At 58.6% G+C, this 16,274-nt stretch carries 9 protein-coding genes; 7 read left to right on the top strand and 2 right to left on the bottom strand.

All coding sequences use genetic code 11. From position 1 onward, the window contains the following. The first annotated feature begins 273 nt into the window (after positions 1-273). The 7 genes from ACIOVB_RS00760 to ACIOVB_RS00730 all read left to right on the top strand — a co-directional run bounded on the left by ACIOVB_RS00760 (position 274) and on the right by ACIOVB_RS00730 (position 12,815). Complete coding sequence (locus ACIOVB_RS00760) at positions 274-2,013, top strand: dipeptidase (protein WP_401264005.1); 1,740 nt, start codon at positions 274-276, stop codon at positions 2,011-2,013. 272 nt (positions 2,014-2,285) lie between these two features. Continuing rightward, positions 2,286-3,539, top strand: coding sequence for a multidrug efflux RND transporter periplasmic adaptor subunit MexE (mexE, locus tag ACIOVB_RS00755; RefSeq protein WP_401264004.1), 1,254 nt, complete (start codon positions 2,286-2,288; stop codon positions 3,537-3,539). A gap of 15 nt (positions 3,540-3,554) precedes the next feature. After that, positions 3,555-6,746 carry an efflux RND transporter permease subunit gene (locus ACIOVB_RS00750; RefSeq protein ID WP_401264002.1) on the top strand — a complete coding sequence of 1,064 codons (3,192 nt, stop codon included), beginning with the start codon at positions 3,555-3,557 and terminating at the stop codon, positions 6,744-6,746. After that, positions 6,743-8,164, top strand: a complete 1,422-nt coding sequence (locus ACIOVB_RS00745; protein ID WP_401264001.1) for an efflux transporter outer membrane subunit — start codon at positions 6,743-6,745, stop codon at positions 8,162-8,164. Before ACIOVB_RS00750 ends, ACIOVB_RS00745 begins: the two co-directional genes overlap by 4 nt. Positions 8,165-8,458: 294 nt before the next feature. Next, positions 8,459-9,514 carry a tetratricopeptide repeat protein gene (locus ACIOVB_RS00740; RefSeq protein WP_187678976.1) on the top strand — a complete coding sequence of 352 codons (1,056 nt, stop codon included), beginning with the start codon at positions 8,459-8,461 and terminating at the stop codon, positions 9,512-9,514. Between the two features lie 131 nt (positions 9,515-9,645). Continuing rightward, positions 9,646-11,148, top strand: a complete 1,503-nt coding sequence (locus tag ACIOVB_RS00735; RefSeq protein WP_401263999.1) for an ATPase domain-containing protein — start codon at positions 9,646-9,648, stop codon at positions 11,146-11,148. Beyond that, complete coding sequence (locus ACIOVB_RS00730; protein ID WP_401263997.1) at positions 11,145-12,815, top strand: ATP-binding protein; 1,671 nt, start codon at positions 11,145-11,147, stop codon at positions 12,813-12,815. The genes ACIOVB_RS00735 and ACIOVB_RS00730 overlap by 4 nt, the downstream gene beginning before the upstream one ends. 49 nt (positions 12,816-12,864) lie before the next feature. Here ACIOVB_RS00730 and ACIOVB_RS00725 read toward each other — a convergent pair whose 3' ends face one another. Further along, complete coding sequence (locus ACIOVB_RS00725) at positions 12,865-15,753, bottom strand: RHS repeat domain-containing protein (RefSeq protein ID WP_401263996.1); 2,889 nt, start codon at positions 15,751-15,753, stop codon at positions 12,865-12,867. 100 nt (positions 15,754-15,853) lie between these two features. Next, complete coding sequence (locus ACIOVB_RS00720) at positions 15,854-16,231, bottom strand: response regulator (RefSeq protein ID WP_401263995.1); 378 nt, start codon at positions 16,229-16,231, stop codon at positions 15,854-15,856. Positions 16,232-16,274: the final 43 nt, after the last annotated feature.

The raw sequence follows: 16,274 nt of genomic DNA, 5'->3' as shown, positions 1-16,274 counted from the left end.
GCCAAAACCTCAGGCGACCGGTAGTTCGCTGGGGACCGCACTATAAAGAAAAAGTGAATCGATCGTCGACGACCAGCGTCCGCTGCTGGCCCGAAAAGAGTTCAATGGCTGAGCCAGAACCACTTTCGTTTCTGCGTCGCTTTTGCATTTCTGTGCGACAAATCCCGTTTCAGGGCTCCCGCGATGCTCTACAGCAGTGTTAGTTTGTAAGTGTATGTGTCTCATCGTTGAGACACTCCCAACTCACTGCCCTGCAAAGGAATGCCCTTCGTAATGAATTTCCCTTTCAAAAAACTCGCCGCAGCGACCTTGATGCTGGCGGGGCTGTCAGCTTTCACCGCACCGGCTCAGGCCAATATCACTCCACAGCAAAGCGCTGAAATCCTCAAAACCTTCAAGGCCGAATCGACCACCGATTTCCGCCAGTTCCTCGGCAGCCTGGCCAAAAGCGATCTGGCCAAGACTGCTGATATCGGTCCGGCCATTGGCGCTTTCCTCGACAACAAAACGCTGACGGCTGAACAGCAGAACGAGATCTATCGCCTGCTCGGCATCTATACACGCGTGAAATACAGCGCGGCTGCAACCGAGACTCTGCGCGAACTGGTCGAGATCCCGACCTATCGCAAGGACGGCGTTGCTCAGCACGAAAACCCGGAGTTCATCAAGATCGGCGAGAAGATCAAAAGCCTGGCTAAGTCTTTCAATCTGAATTTCCGCAACATCGACAACCGCGTCTATGAGATCTCTCTCGAAGGCACGGGTGATGAAGTGGTCGGCATTCATGCACACGCTGACGTAGTTCCGGTAACGCCGGAAAACTGGGTCCTGAAGGACGGCACCCGCCTCGACCCGTTCAAGATCACCCTGATCGGTGATCGCATGTATGGCCGCGGCACCGAAGATGACAAAAACGGCATCGTGGTGACGATGTATGCCATGAAGGTAATCAAGGACGAAAAACTGCCACTGGCGCGCAATTTCAAGCTATTGGTGGACACCACTGAAGAAACCACCGGCGACGCGATCCCCTACTACTTCGAGCGCAATCCGACGCCAAACTACAACCTGGCGCTGGACGGTGGTTACCCGGTGGTGATTGCCGAGAAGGGCTACGGCACGGTCATGGCCAACTTCGCCAAACGCAAGGGCGAAGGCAAAGGTGCAGAAATCATTTCGATGACCGGAGGCCTGGCGACCAACCAGATTCCTTCCGTATCGGTCGCCACACTGCTGACCGACAAGCCTGCCGAACTGGCTGCCAGCCTGCAAAAGGCCGGCGCTGATTACGCCAAGCGCAACGGTGGCAATTTTGAAGTAGCGGCGAAGGTCGATGGCAAAGATGTCAAGTTGACGGTGACCGGTGTGTCCGCGCACTCCTCCGAGCCCGAGTCCGGGGTCAATCCGGTGGCGCGAATGCTCGACTTCATCAATAGCCTTGATGGCATAGTCGCGCTCAAGCACAACCACATTACCGATGCTGCGCGCTACGCCGCTGACAATTGGGGCCTGGATTACCTTGGCAATAAACTGGAGGTCGGTTTCTCCGATGCCTTCATGGGGCCGCTGACCACGTCGCTGACCTACGTCGGGATGGATGAAAAGACCTTCAAACTTGCAGTCAACCTGCGCGTTCCGAAGGGCAAATCGCCTGAGAAGCTCAAGGCAGAAATCGCCGAAAAACTGGCGGTCTGGAGCCAGAAGAGCCATGTGGCCGTAGCTTTCGACTATTCGATTGCCGAGCCGATGTACCGCAATCCTGAGGGTGAGTGGGTCAAGGCGCTGCTGGCGGTTGCCACGGAAAACCTGGACATGAAACATGAGTTCGGCACTTCCGCCGGTGCTACCTCGGTGCATGAACTGCCCAACGGTGTGCAATTCGGGCTGGCCCGGCCAGAGGCCAAGTACACCGGCCACACTGATGGTGAATTCAAGACCGTGGATCAGTTCCAGCTCGATCTGCAGATCGTGACGGAGATGATTGCGCGGATCGGTCAGTTGCCGAAACTCTGATCATGAGATTCGAACCCGCCGCACTGGCGGGTTCTTCTTTTTAATCGCCACATAATCCCCTTCTCTCAACCTCAGCCCTGATCGTTGCAAAGCAGACAACACAGCATTGCCATCGACGAGATTGATAGCCACCTAACGAAAGGTGCATGCTAGAGGGCTCGCTCGAGTCTTATATCATTCCGAATGATAGTTACCTTTGCTTCATTCGATTCGTGCCATACCACCCCGCCGAGCATCATCCGCCCATCTTCAATACATTGGCGGATGCATCCATGGAACAGTCACTCAAACATTTGCGCTTCCCGTTGGCCATGTTGGCCGTACTGGTGATGAGCGCCTGCGGCAAGACTCCGGAGACTGCCGCCACCCTGCCCGCTGCCAAAGTCAGCGTGGCCAAAGTGCTGGAACAACCGGTCAACGAGTGGGACGAATTCACCGGGCGCCTTGAAGCGCCGGAAACCGTTGAAATCCGTCCACGGGTCTCCGGCCAGATCGACGATGTCGCTTTCACTGAAGGCGCACTGGTCAAGAAAGGCGACCTGCTGTTCCAGATCGACCCCCGTCCGTTCCAGGCTGAAGTTCGCCGCCTCGAAGCCCTGGTCGCCCAATCCCGTGCCAACGCCACCCGCAGTGAAAACGAAGCCGGACGCGGTGAACGTCTGCGCGCCAGCAACGCCATCTCCGCTGAACTGGCCGACTCGCGCACCAGCGCTGCACAAGAAGCCCGCGCCGCCGTCGGTGCACTGCAAGCGCAACTGGATCTGGCCAAACTGAACCTGAGCTTTACCCGCGTCACTTCGCCGATCAGCGGCCGCGTCAGCCGTGCCGAAATCACCGCCGGTAACCTGGTGACCGCCGACACTACTCCGCTGACCAGCGTTGTTTCCACCGACAAGGTCTACGCCTACTTCGACGCCGACGAACGTGTGTTCCTCAAATACACCCAACTCGCCCGTAAGGGTCAGCGCGGCGCCACCACACCGGTTTACATGGGCCTGTCGAATGAAGACGGCAACCCGCACCTGGGCCAGATGAACTTCGTCGACAACCAGGTCAATCCGAAAACCGGCACCATCCGTGGCCGCGCGGTGTTCGACAACAGCGACGGCAACTACACCCCTGGCCTGTATGCACGCCTGAAACTGGTCGGCAGCGGCACCTACAACGCCATGTTGATCAACGACGAAGCCGTCGGTACCGATCTGGGCAAGAAGTTCGTGCTGGTAATGGATGCGGACAACAAAACCGCCTACCGCCCAGTTGAACTCGGTCCGAAGATCGAAGGCCTGCGCATCGTCCGTACCGGCCTGAACAAGGACGACACGATCATCGTCAAGGGTCTGCAACGGGTTCGTCCTGGCTCACCGGTTACCCCTGAAGTGGTGCCGATGGCCAGCGAGCAAACCCTCGCGGCACTCGCTCAACAACGTCAAGCGCTGGAAGCCAGCAACCTGCCAAAAGTCGCCCCTGCCAAAGGCGCGTCCGGTTCGGTTGTGAAGCTGGCTGCTACGAACCCACGCGGTTAAGGGACGATAACTCCGATGAATTTTTCCCAATTCTTCATTTCACGGCCGATCTTCGCAGCGGTGTTGTCGCTGTTGATCCTGATCGCCGGTGCGATCTCGCTGTTCCAGTTGCCGATCAGCGAATACCCGGAAGTCGTGCCGCCAACCGTGGTAGTACGTGCCAACTTCCCGGGCGCCAACCCCAAAGTCATCGGTGAGACCGTGGCCGCTCCGCTGGAGCAAGCCATCACCGGTGTCGAAAACATGCTGTACATGTCCTCGCAGTCCACTGCTGACGGCAAGATCACGCTGACCATCACCTTCGCTCTGGGCACTGACCTGGACAATGCGCAGGTGCAGGTGCAAAACCGCGTGACCCGTACCGAACCGAAGCTTCCCGAGGAAGTGACGCGCATCGGCATAACCGTCGACAAGGCATCACCCGACCTGACCATGGTTGTGCACTTGACCTCGCCGGACAAGCGCTACGACATGCTCTACCTATCCAACTACGCAATCCTGAACATCAAGGATGAGCTCGCGCGTCTGGGCGGTGTCGGTGATGTGCAGTTGTTCGGCATGGGCGATTACTCGCTACGTGTGTGGCTCGATCCGAACAAGACCGCTTCGCGTAACCTGACTGCGACCGATGTAGTCACCGCAATTCGCGAACAGAACCGTCAGGTGGCTGCCGGCCAACTGGGCGCGCCCCCTGCCCCGACTGCGCAAAGCTTCCAGCTGTCGGTCAACACTCAGGGCCGCCTGGTAACTGAGGAAGAGTTCGAGAACATCATCATTCGCGCAGGCGACAACGGTGAAATCACTCGGCTCAAAGACATTGCTCGCGTCGAACTGGGCTCCAGCCAATACGCCCTGCGTTCGTTGCTGAACAACCAACCAGCCGTGGCCATCCCGATCTTCCAGCGTCCAGGCTCCAACGCCATCGATATCTCGAACGACGTTCGGGCGAAGATGGACGAGTTGAAGAAAGGTTTCCCGCAGGGCATGGATTACAGCATCGTTTATGACCCGACGATCTTCGTGCGCGGCTCGATCGAAGCGGTGGTTCATACCCTCTTCGAAGCGCTGATCCTCGTGGTGCTGGTGGTGATTCTGTTCCTGCAAACATGGCGCGCCTCGATCATTCCATTGGTGGCGGTACCGGTATCGTTGATCGGTACGTTTGCGGTGATGCACCTGTTTGGTTTCTCGCTCAACGCGCTGTCATTGTTCGGCCTGGTACTGGCCATCGGTATCGTGGTGGACGATGCCATCGTGGTGGTAGAGAACGTCGAACGGAACATCGAACTTGGCTTGACCCCGGTAGAAGCCACAAAACGCGCCATGCGTGAAGTGACCGGCCCGATCATTGCGACGGCACTGGTGCTATGTGCGGTGTTTGTTCCGGCGGCTTTCATCTCCGGCCTCACGGGTCAGTTCTATAAGCAGTTCGCTTTGACCATTGCCATTTCGACAGTGATCTCGGCATTCAACTCGCTGACCCTGTCGCCAGCGCTGGCCGCTGTGTTGCTGAAAAGTCACGATGCGCCGAAAGACCGCTTCTCCAAGATTCTCGACAAGATCTTCGGTGGCTGGTTGTTCCGTCCGTTCAACCGTTTCTTCGACCGTGCCAGCCATGGCTACGTCGGCACCGTGCGCCGGGTTATCCGCGGCAGCGGCATCGCCCTGTTGCTGTACGCAGGCCTGATGGTGCTGACCTTCTTCGGTTTCTCCAGCACCCCGACCGGATTCGTACCTGGCCAGGACAAACAATACCTGGTGGCCTTCGCGCAGTTGCCGGACGCCTCGAGCCTGGATCGCACCGAAGACGTGATCAAGCGCATGTCCGACCTGGCGCTGAAACAGCCAGGCGTGGAAAGCGCCGTAGCGTTCCCGGGTCTGTCGATCAACGGTTTCACCAACAGCCCGAACGCCGGCATCGTGTTCGTCACCCTGAAACCGTTCGACGAGCGTAAAGATCCGAGCATGTCCGCCGGTGCGATTGCCGGTGCCTTGAACGGCCAGTACGCGAACATTCAAGAGGCGTACATGGCGATCTTCCCGCCACCGCCGGTACAAGGTCTGGGCACCATTGGTGGTTTCCGCCTGCAAATCGAAGACCGGGGCAACCTGGGCTACGACGAGCTGTACAAAGAAACCATGAACATCATCAACAAGAGTCACAGCGTGCCGGAACTGGCAGGCCTGTTCACCAGTTACACCGTGAACGTGCCGCAGGTCGATGCAGCCATCGACCGTGAAAAAGCCAAGACCCATGGCGTTGCGGTCAGCGACATCTTCGACACCCTGCAGATCTATCTGGGTTCGCTGTATGCCAACGACTTCAACCGTTTCGGCCGCACTTATCAGGTCAACGTCCAGGCCGAGCAACAGTTCCGCCTCGAATCCGATCAGATCGGTCAGTTGAAAGTGCGCAACAACAAAGGCGAAATGATCCCGCTGGCGACCTTCATCAAGGTCAGCGACACCTCGGGTCCGGATCGCGTGATGCACTACAACGGCTTCATCACCGCGGAAATCACCGCTGCGGCAGCCCCCGGCTACAGCTCCGGCCAGGCGGAAAAAGCCATCGAGAAACTGCTCAAGGATGAACTTCCGAACGGCATGACCTACGAATGGACCGACCTGACCTACCAGCAGATTCTGTCCGGCAACACCGCGCTGTTCGTGTTCCCGCTCTGCGTACTGCTGGCGTTCCTGGTACTTGCTGCTCAGTACGAAAGCTGGAGCCTGCCACTGGCGGTGATCCTGATCGTACCGATGACCCTGCTGTCGGCCATCACCGGTGTGATCATCTCTGGCGGTGACAACAACATCTTCACCCAGATCGGTTTGATCGTACTGGTGGGACTTGCGTGTAAAAACGCGATTCTGATCGTCGAATTTGCCAAGGATAAACAGGAAGAAGGCCTCGACCCGCTCGCTGCGGTACTGGAAGCCTGCCGTCTGCGTCTGCGGCCGATCCTGATGACTTCCTTCGCGTTCATCATGGGTGTGGTGCCGCTCGTGCTCTCCAGTGGTGCCGGTGCCGAGATGCGTCACGCCATGGGTGTGGCGGTGTTCTCCGGGATGCTCGGGGTGACCTTCTTCGGTCTGTTGCTGACACCCGTGTTCTACGTATTGATCCGTAACTTTGTCGAACGCAGCGAGCAGCGCAAAGCGGCCAAGGCGAACAATCTTCAAAAGCAACCGGAGGCGCAACAATGAGTCTGAAAGTCTTCCTGCCGAGTCTGCTGGTGCTGGCCCTCAGTGCCTGCGCCGTCGGCCCCGACTACAAGACCCCGGCGACGGAGGCGGCCAACATCACGACCGCCACCGACGGCGCCAACGGTCAGAAGAACTTTGACCGTTCGAAGTTCGAAGGCATCTGGTGGCAGCAGTTCGACGATCCGACCCTCAACCAGTTGGTGACGCAATCGCTGCAAGGCAACCGCGAACTGCGTGTGGCGTTCGCTCGCTGGAAAGCTGCCCGGGCGATCCGCGACGACGCCAGCAACGACGCAATGCCGACCATCACCAGCCGCGCCTCCAGCGATCTGGCCAAGGGACAAATCCCCGGCCAGACCACCAATCGGGTCAACAGCGAACGCTATGACCTGGGTCTGGACATGGCCTGGGAGCTGGACTTGTTCGGTCGTATCCAGCGCAATCTGGAAGCCAGCGATGCCGACCAGCAGGCCGCCGAAGCCGACTTGTATCAACTGCAAGTCACCATGATTGCCGAACTGGTGGACGCTTACGGTCAACTGCGTGGCGCGCAACTGCGGGAAAAGATCGCCGTGGCCAACCTGAACAACCAGCAGGAGTCGCGCAAGATCACCATCAGCCTGCGTGACGCTGGTGTTGGCGATCAGCTCGACGTGGAACGTGCCGATGCGCGCCTGGCGTCGGTCGAAGCCAGTGTGCCGCAACTCCAGGCGGAACAGGTTCGCCAGAAAAACCGCATCGCCACTCTGCTGGGTGAACGCCCGGACAAGCTCACAGTGGACTTGAGCCCTAAAGACTTGCCGGCGATTGCCAAGGCATTGCCGATTGGTAACCCGGGCGAACTGCTGCAACGTCGTCCGGACATCCTCAGCGCTGAACGCCAACTGGCCTCGGCCACGGCGCGTATTGGCGTGGCAAAAGCCGACCTGTTCCCACGGGTGAGCCTCAGCGGTTTCCTGGGCTGGACGGCCGGGCGCGGTTCGCAGATCGGTTCCTCGGCGGCCAACGCCTGGGCACTGGGCCCGAGCATCACCTGGGCAGCATTCGACCTTGGCAGTGTGCGGGCCCGTTTGCGCGGTGCCGACGCGGATGCTGAAGGCGCGCTGGCGACCTACGAGCAACAAGTGTTGTTGGCACTGGAAGAGTCGGAAAACGCCTTCAGCGACTACGGCAAACGGCAGCAGCGCCTGATCTCGCTGATTCGCCAGAGTGAATCGAGCCGAAAGGCTGCCGATCTCGCGGAGATCCGCTATCGCGAAGGCACCACTGACTTCCTTGTGCTGCTCGATGCGCAGCGTGAACGTCTGAATGCCGAAGACAGCCAGGCCCAGGCCGAAGTCGATCTGTACCGCGGCATTGTCGCGATCTACAAAGCCCTTGGCGGTGGCTGGCAACCAGAGACGGTCGCCAGTAAGTAAACGTTGTTAAAGAGCTCCTTTGGTTGGCCGCAACCAACCAATTTTTTTGCCCCGCGTATCATTCGGTCGCGGGGCTTTTTTTGCCTGATCCTTTTTGCTTTCAAGCACATTGACAGTGGATGTTGTGCCCGCCCGCAAGCGACACCTGCAAGCGTAGACACTGCATCGAAAATTTGACGGCCAACGGAGTCGACAGAACTTGTAGGCCGATTCGCTCGCGCGGGGTTTGACTCACGGCCCGAGCTGACCGAAGCTTGCCCCTCTGCTCAAGTACGCCAGTTTTCGGAAACCTGCATGCCTCAGTCCCGCCGCTACCTGCTTATCAGCCTTGGCCTTGTGCTTGTTGTCGTCGTCGCATGGCTGTTCCTGCGCAGCACCGCCCCAGTCATTCCGGACGCGATCAAGCATGGCTATAGCGAAGCGCTGGGTGCCGCCCGCACCGGTGAGCCCGGTGCGGCACGCCAGTTGTATCAGCAATTGGGGCGGCCGGATTTGTCGGTCAAGCGGCGCGTCTGGCTGCATGGCGAATTGGCTAACTACCCCAGTCCACAGGCGCTGAAACTCGCCGACGCGGACTTGCAGAACGAAGCACCCCAAGTACGGCTGGCAGCGATCAAAAGTGTGGTTGGACTGGTGCCGGGCGGGCAACGCAGCCTGTTGCTGGGGCCGATGCTCGATGATGAAGATCAAACGGTTCGCTTTGCCGCGATCAACGCTTTGCTCGGCCTGACCCCGGATGAGCTGGGCCTGTATTTCGCCCCGCTGCAGCAGGCCATCGATGGCTGGGAAGAAGCGCTCAAAGGAGAACCGGAAAGCGCCGCGGCTTACGCGCAACTGGCGCGACTTTATATCCATAACTCCGAACTGAAACAGGCGCAGCTTGCACTCGACAATACGCTACGTCTGGAGCCCGGCAACCTTGCGGCCCTGGTGATGCAGATCGATGTGCTCGACCGCCAGGGCCAGAGCGACGCCGCCCGGCAGTTGCTCGCCCAACAGCTTAAAGCCCAACCTGACTCCGCTTATCTGCAACATGCCCTCGGCCTGTGGCTGCTGCACCACGGTCAACGTGAGTACGCCCTTCTCGGCTTGTCCAAGGCGGTCGAGCTGGAACCTGACAACAAGGATTACCGCTACGACCTCGCTACCACTCTGCACAGTGCGGAGGAGCTGGAAGCGGCACAGAACCAGCTACAGGAAATCGTCCAGCGCCACCCCGCCGACCGCAAGGCGCGGGTTCTGCTGATCAACTACTGGAAAGAAAGTGGCCAGTTGCAAAACGTGCAGATCCTGTTGGCTCAACTCGAGCAGCTCAATCCGGATGACCCTGCTTTGCAGCAAGGGCTTTAAGCGCTGCCGGCAGCCTTCTCGATACATTGTGGGAGAAAAAGCGGAACCGCCATCAACGCGTGGGGTCAAGTAATTCAGGTCGCCGAACTCAGTCGGCGGCCTCGACCCCCGTAGTCATGAGAGGGCATTTTTTGTCTACATCTAACGAGTTGATCAGTGCGAAAGCCGCCACCGGCATTGTGGGCCTGGATGACATCCTCGCCGGTGGTTTGTCTCGCGGTCATGTGTTTTTGCTGGAGGGCGAGCCCGGTACCGGCAAAACCACAGTCGCCTTGCATTTTCTTATGGCCGGCGCAAAAGCCGGCGAACGCTCGTTATACATCACGCTCTCGGAAACCGAGCGTGAATTGCGCCAAGGGGCGCTGTCCCACGGCTGGGATCTGAATGAAAACATCGAAATCTTCGAGCTGACGCCGCCGGAAAGCCTGCTCAATGCCGAACACCAGCAGAGCCTGCTGTACTCCTCCGATCTGGAATTGGGTGAGGCGACGAAACAGATTTTCGAAGTGGTCGAGCGCTTCAAGCCGACCCGCGTAGTGCTCGACAGCCTGTCGGAGATTCGTTTGCTGGCGCAGAGCTCTTTGCGATATCGCCGGCAGATTCTGGCGATCAAGCACTACTTCGTGCGTTACGACGCCACGGTTCTACTACTAGATGACCTGACCACCGAGTCTCTCGATAAAACCGTGCACAGTGTGGCCCACGGCGTGATTCGCCTTGAGGAGCTGACGCCTAATTATGGCGCCGAGCGACGGCGGATCCGCGTCATCAAGTATCGCGGGCAAAAGTACCGCGGCGGTTTTCACGACTTCACCATCATGGGGGACGGCGTGCATGTGTTCCCGCGTCTGGTGGCGGCCGAACACCGTGGTAATTACCCGCGTTTGCAGTTGACCAGTGGCATTCCAGAAATGGACGCCTTGCTCGGAGGCGGCGTAGAAACCGGTTCCAGCACACTGATTCTTGGTCCGGCAGGTACCGGCAAGTCGCTGATCACGATGATCTTTGCGGCGGCAGCGGTCGCTCGCGGTGAAAAAGCGGCACTGTTTATCTTCGATGAAGAACTCGGCCTGCTGTTCGAGCGCATGAACAATATCGGCATTGATCTCGAAGCCCTGCAAGCCACCGGCAATCTGCTGATCGAGCAGGTGGATGCCGCTGAGCTGTCACCGGGCGAGTTCTCTCACCGGGTGCGTCGATGCGTCGATGAAGGCCAGATCAAGACGGTGGTCATCGACAGTATCAACGGCTACCAGGCGGCAATGCCTGAAGAGAACGCCCTCGTGCTGCATATGCACGAACTGCTGCTGTACCTCAATCGCAAAGGCGCCGCGACCTTTATGACCGTTGCCCAGCATGGTCTGGTCGGCGACATGCAGGCACCGGTCGACATCACTTATCTGGCCGACACGGTGATTCTGTTGCGATACTTCGAAGCCCTCGGCAAAGTCCGCCGCGCGATTTCCATCATCAAGAAACGCACCGGCAGCCACGAATCGACGATTCGCGAATACCGCATTTCTACGCAGGGCATGACCATCGGTGAGCCGCTGGAAGCCTTCCAGGGCGTGCTGCGCGGCGTACCGACCTACCTCGGCGCGAGCAATCCACTGCTTCGGGAAGAGGCTTCGTGACGGTTTCGTTAACACTGGCCGAACGGGCGCTGATTCTGGCGCCTGTGGGTCGCGACAGCCAAATTGCGCTGATGATACTCAACGAGGCCGGTTACGAAGGGCTGGTGACGCCGAATCTCGGTTCGCTGTGCACTGAGCTGGAACCCGGCGCCGGTCTTCTGTTGATCGCCGCAGAAGCGTTGCGCGGGCCGGAAATGGAAGCCTTGTTCCTTTACCTGGAACAGCAACCGGCATGGTCGGATCTCCCCATTGTTCTGCTCACCCATCACGGTGGACAAGAGCAAGGCCCCTCCTCGCACCTGAGCAGCCTGTTAGGCAACGTCACGTTCCTCGAGCGCCCGTTTCATCCCGCGACGCTGATCAGCCTGGTGTCTGCCGCGCTGCGCGGCCGACGACGACAGTACGAAGCCCGCGACCGTCTGATCGATCTGAGTGAAAGCGAACGACGTCTGCAATCGACATTGGAAACCCTTGAGCAACAGGTCGAGGAACGCACCGCGCAACTGCGCCACAATGAAGAAGCGTTGCGTCAGTCGCAGAAGATGGAAGCGGTCGGCCAGCTCACCGGCGGTATCGCTCACGACTTCAACAACATGCTGACCGGCATTATAGGCAGCCTCGAATTGCTGCGCCGGCGCCTGGCCCGTGGGCGCACCGAAGACCTCGACAGTCTCATTGATCTGGGTGTGACGTCCGCCAATCGCGCGGCCGGCCTGACCCATCGTCTGTTGGCGTTTTCCCGTCGCCAGTCGCTCGATTCCAAGGCGGTGCAGATGAACACCCTCGTCCTGTCCATGGGCGAACTGTTGCAGCGCAGCCTCAACGAAAGCATTCAGTTGGACATGCGTCTGAACGAAAAACTGTGGGTGGCCGAGGCGGACCCCAATCAACTGGAAAGCGCCCTGCTCAATCTGGTCATCAATGCCCGCGACGCCATGCCCGAAGGCGGCAAACTAGTGGTCGAGACCAGCAACCAGGTGTTGCACAGTGAGTTCACCGAGGCTTACAGCAATCTCGAACCCGGTGACTACGTCATGTTGAGTGTCACCGACAACGGTAGCGGCATGCCGCAGAGCGTGATCAACCGCGCGTTCGACCCGTTTTTCACCACCAAGCCGATTGGTCAGGGCACCGGTCTGGGCCTATCGATGATCTACGGTTTCAGCAAGCAATCACGCGGTCATGTCTCAATCGACAGCGAAATCGATCAGGGCACCACGGTCAACCTTTACCTGCCGCGTTTTCGTGGTGAAGAACTGGAGCAGCCTGCTCGCGACATCCTGCAAACCCCGCACGCGATGGATGGCGAGACCGTGCTGATCGTCGAAGACGATCCGGCCGTACGTGTGCTGGTCAGTGCGGTACTCAGTGAGTTGGGGTATGCGTTCGTGGAGGCCGGGGATGCCGACGGCGCCGTGCCTATTCTCAACTCCGCGCAGCGCATCGATCTGCTGATCAGTGACGTCGGGCTGCCGGGCATGAACGGCCGCCAACTGGCGGAAATCGGGCGGCAATACCGGCCGGGGCTCAAGGTCTTGTTCATCACTGGATACGCCGAGCATGCGGCGGTACGTGGCGGATTCCTCGACTCGGGGATGCAGATGATCACCAAGCCGTTCACTTTCGATCTGCTCACCGCCAAGGTGCGGGAGATGATCCGGGGGTGATCGATTGTATTTCTTTGGCGAACATCAAGTGGAGATGGCGTTCACTTCATTAAACGGCGCCATAACTTTGAATCGCTTTATCAGCAAGCGCCGGGCGATTCGTCGTCATCATTTTCTGAAGACCGGACTTTATGTCTCGTTTGTAGGCATTTCGTACTGTCTGAAACCCGGAATTCACAACGAAATTTACGACTTGCTGCCCCCCATCGCCAATCACTGCGGCCACGGCATCGGACTGCAGCCCCTGCGCCACCAGTCGAGGCACTGCGCTAAAAGCATCGCGGCCGGCCACATTGCTGAGCTGTTTTACAACCGAGAACTGCGATACGTCTCGAGACTCCTGGTATGGCGCCTCCTCCGGAAAAAAACTGCGGGCAAAACTCATATTCATGGCAACCACTCCTTTGGTCGCTGCGGGGTACAGCACCTCTTGGGCAAGGCTTAACGCCAAGGATGGAGCAGGATCAAACAGATTGTACTTGAGGATTTGCGAGGCCCCTTTTGTCAACACCGTGGTGCCAATTTCAGCATTAATGCCTGCTCTTGGGGGCGCCCCTGCCCATTCATTGTTCGGCCAGCTTGATTCAAATTGAGAAAAGAACTCAAAGCCGACGTTATCGCCCAATGAGCTGATCTGATCGATTGCCGCCAGATTCAAACCCGGGCTGAAAAAGTGTTCAACCGCAACAGGAGCAGCGGTTAACAGAGCGCCAGCGAAGGCTCCCGCCGAACGTTCAGCATAACGCCGCACGTTACCGATATCCTCAGCCTGATTCTGAGCGACCCACGCCGCTCCCGTGATAGCACCGTTGATCGCTGCCGAGGCCCCTCCTGCTGCCGTCAGCCCCCAACTCGCCGGACTCGAGACTTTCATGACATAGCCCACGGCGGCTGCGGGCAGTTTTGCCGCAAAGTCAAACACTCCGGCCCACATCATTGCCTTGGCCGTCTCCCATCGAGACAAACCCTGCAAATCGACATACCCCACCGGGTTACCACCGACCATACCGTACAGATTCAACCCGTCGTGGGTGCCTCCCGGATCGGCGCTCAACCATCGTTGACGCCACGGCATGTAGTAACGAAAACCGTAATGGTACAAACCTGTCGCATCGCGCTCCTGCCCTGAATAACGCAACGTCCGGTAACCCGCCTCGACCTTGTCGCGCCCCGCCCACCACGCCGTTCCACCATAGGCGTAGTAGCTTTCCTGGCTGATCAACCGGGCATCGGCGTCAAGCTCCAGGCTGCTGGAGCCCAGGTGATCGGTCAGGATGTACCTGTGTTGCTCCTCGGCGATGTGCGCGGGCCGACCCTTTTCCCACTGCAGGATCTGCACGGTGCAGCGGCCCGCCTGAATACTGATGACGTGCAGGACCTCTTCAGGCGTGGTACGGATTTCAAGCCCGGGCAGGTAGCGGGTTTCGTGGGTGCGGGTCAGTCCGGAGCTTTGGGCCGTGCGGACTTTTCGCAGGCGTTGACCGGCACTGTCGTAGACGTAGCGCTCACTGTCGTTGGGCCCATCTTCACGAATCACCTGATCAACCTGGCGTAATTGATTGCGCGGGTCCCAAAACAGATTCTGGCCTTCTTGCAGCAGGTTGAGATTGCCGGTGACGTCGTATCGCCTGGCGATTTCACCCTCGTCCGGCCTTTCACCTGCGGCGGTGTACGGCAAACTGCGATTGCTAGTCGCTGCCATAGCCGTGCGTTCGCAGCGCGAACCAAGGCCGGCGACGTGGTTCAAGGTATGCAAGTTGCCACCGCAGTCGTATTCAAACGTCTGCCGGTAATTTTCCAGTTGAGCCGAATCCGGCGGCGACATGAACTCCGGCAACGGTGGCCCGCCCGGCGCGCAGATCCGCTGACGGCCAAAGGCTTCGATCAATCGGCCAAGCGTGTCGTAACGATAGGTGTTTAGAGGGGCGACCCGTTGGTTGCGGAAGTAGCGAATCGGCTGGGCACTGTCAGTGATGCTGATCAGATTGCCCACCGGATCGTAGGCATACGCCAGACCCTGCAACGGCGGCCCCCCTTCAACTTGCGCGAGTAAGGTGCTCAGTCGCCCGTTCGCGGGATCGAAGGCGCTGCGCGTGACGACACCGTTACCGGCGGTTTGCTGTTCTATCTGGCCAGAAGCGTTGCAGTGAATATCGCTGACCAGTGGGGTGTAAGTGTCAGTGCTGACTGACTTGAGGAAGATCCCGGACAATTCGCCGGCCAGCGTCTGGCGCAGTAATTGTTCATTGCGCAGTGCATCAACGTGATGTATCAGATCGCCTGAGGCGTTGTATCCCATGCGGGTCACGGCACTTTCACTCTCCAGCAAAGCGTCACGTTCGGTCTGATCCTGTGGCCAGTCTGATTCGTTCAGCGCCTTGAGAAATCGCCGGGCTTGTTCGATGGAAGCACCGCTCAGACTGAATTCACTGAGGTACGCCGACCCCGCCGTGTCGTCGTGACGAATCAATTGTCCGCAGCGGTTATGCCGGGCTGATTCGGCGCTGGCATCGCCGTAGCAAAGGCATTCACTGCGCCGCTCCAGTTCACCGGCCTCAAGGTCGAAAACAAACACCGGCCGCAGGCAGGCATCGTATTGCACACGGCGCCGATTGAGTTTTTGATCCCAGCTTTCAAGCGGCTGGCCAGACGCCCCCGTCAAACTCAAACGCCAACCGGCATCCACGTTGACCGACAGCAACGATGTCCCGGGCAGGCTGGTAATGGTGGTCTGATTGGCGGGGGTTGAGTCGTCTGTCTGAAAGAGCGCAAACAGGCGCGGGTCACGCGTGTGGCTGGCGCGACACTGAAGGTCATGCACCGTTTGCGAGACGTGTACTTGAAGATCGTCTATGCCCGACGACCGACAATACGCGACTGCGCGTACCGCAGCACCGCGAGGGTCGATTACGGCAAGCGTTGGCGTATGACGATGCATGAGCGGCGACCTCGACGTGGTTCACGAGGTCTTTATCAGCCGTGGAGGCGATCACGTCAACTGTCAGAAATTACAGGTCGGGCTTAGAAATAACGCGTTTTCAGGCCAGCAGCTCCTGAATCTTTTCCTGCAGCACGTCCAGATCGAACGGCTTTTCCAGAATAGGTGCCTTGAGCGTGATCGGGCTGCCGGTCTCGCGGATTTCCTGCGGGTAACCGCTGATGAAAATCACCTTCAAGTCGGGTCGCAGCTTTACGGCGGGCTCGGCGATCTGTACGCCGGAGATGCCGCCAGGCAAACGGAAGTCGGTGATCAACAGATCCAAATGTGGCTTGCTCGCGAGGATTTCGAACGCCTGCTCGCCGTTTTCGGCTTCGAGCACGCGATACCCTTGATCCTTCAGATAAATCGACAGAATCATCAAGATATTCGGTTCGTCTTCGACGATAAGTACTACATCTTGTGCATCTACGCTCATGGGAAGCCTTTGTTCGGTCAATAGCTGCTGATACGACCGTGTG

The sequence above is a fragment of the Pseudomonas sp. NPDC087639 genome (assembly GCF_044743385.1).
In the GTDB taxonomy this organism is placed as follows: domain Bacteria; phylum Pseudomonadota; class Gammaproteobacteria; order Pseudomonadales; family Pseudomonadaceae; genus Aquipseudomonas.
Note: the sequence above shows the minus strand (reverse complement) of the source record. Positions and strands in the feature narration are given on the sequence as shown.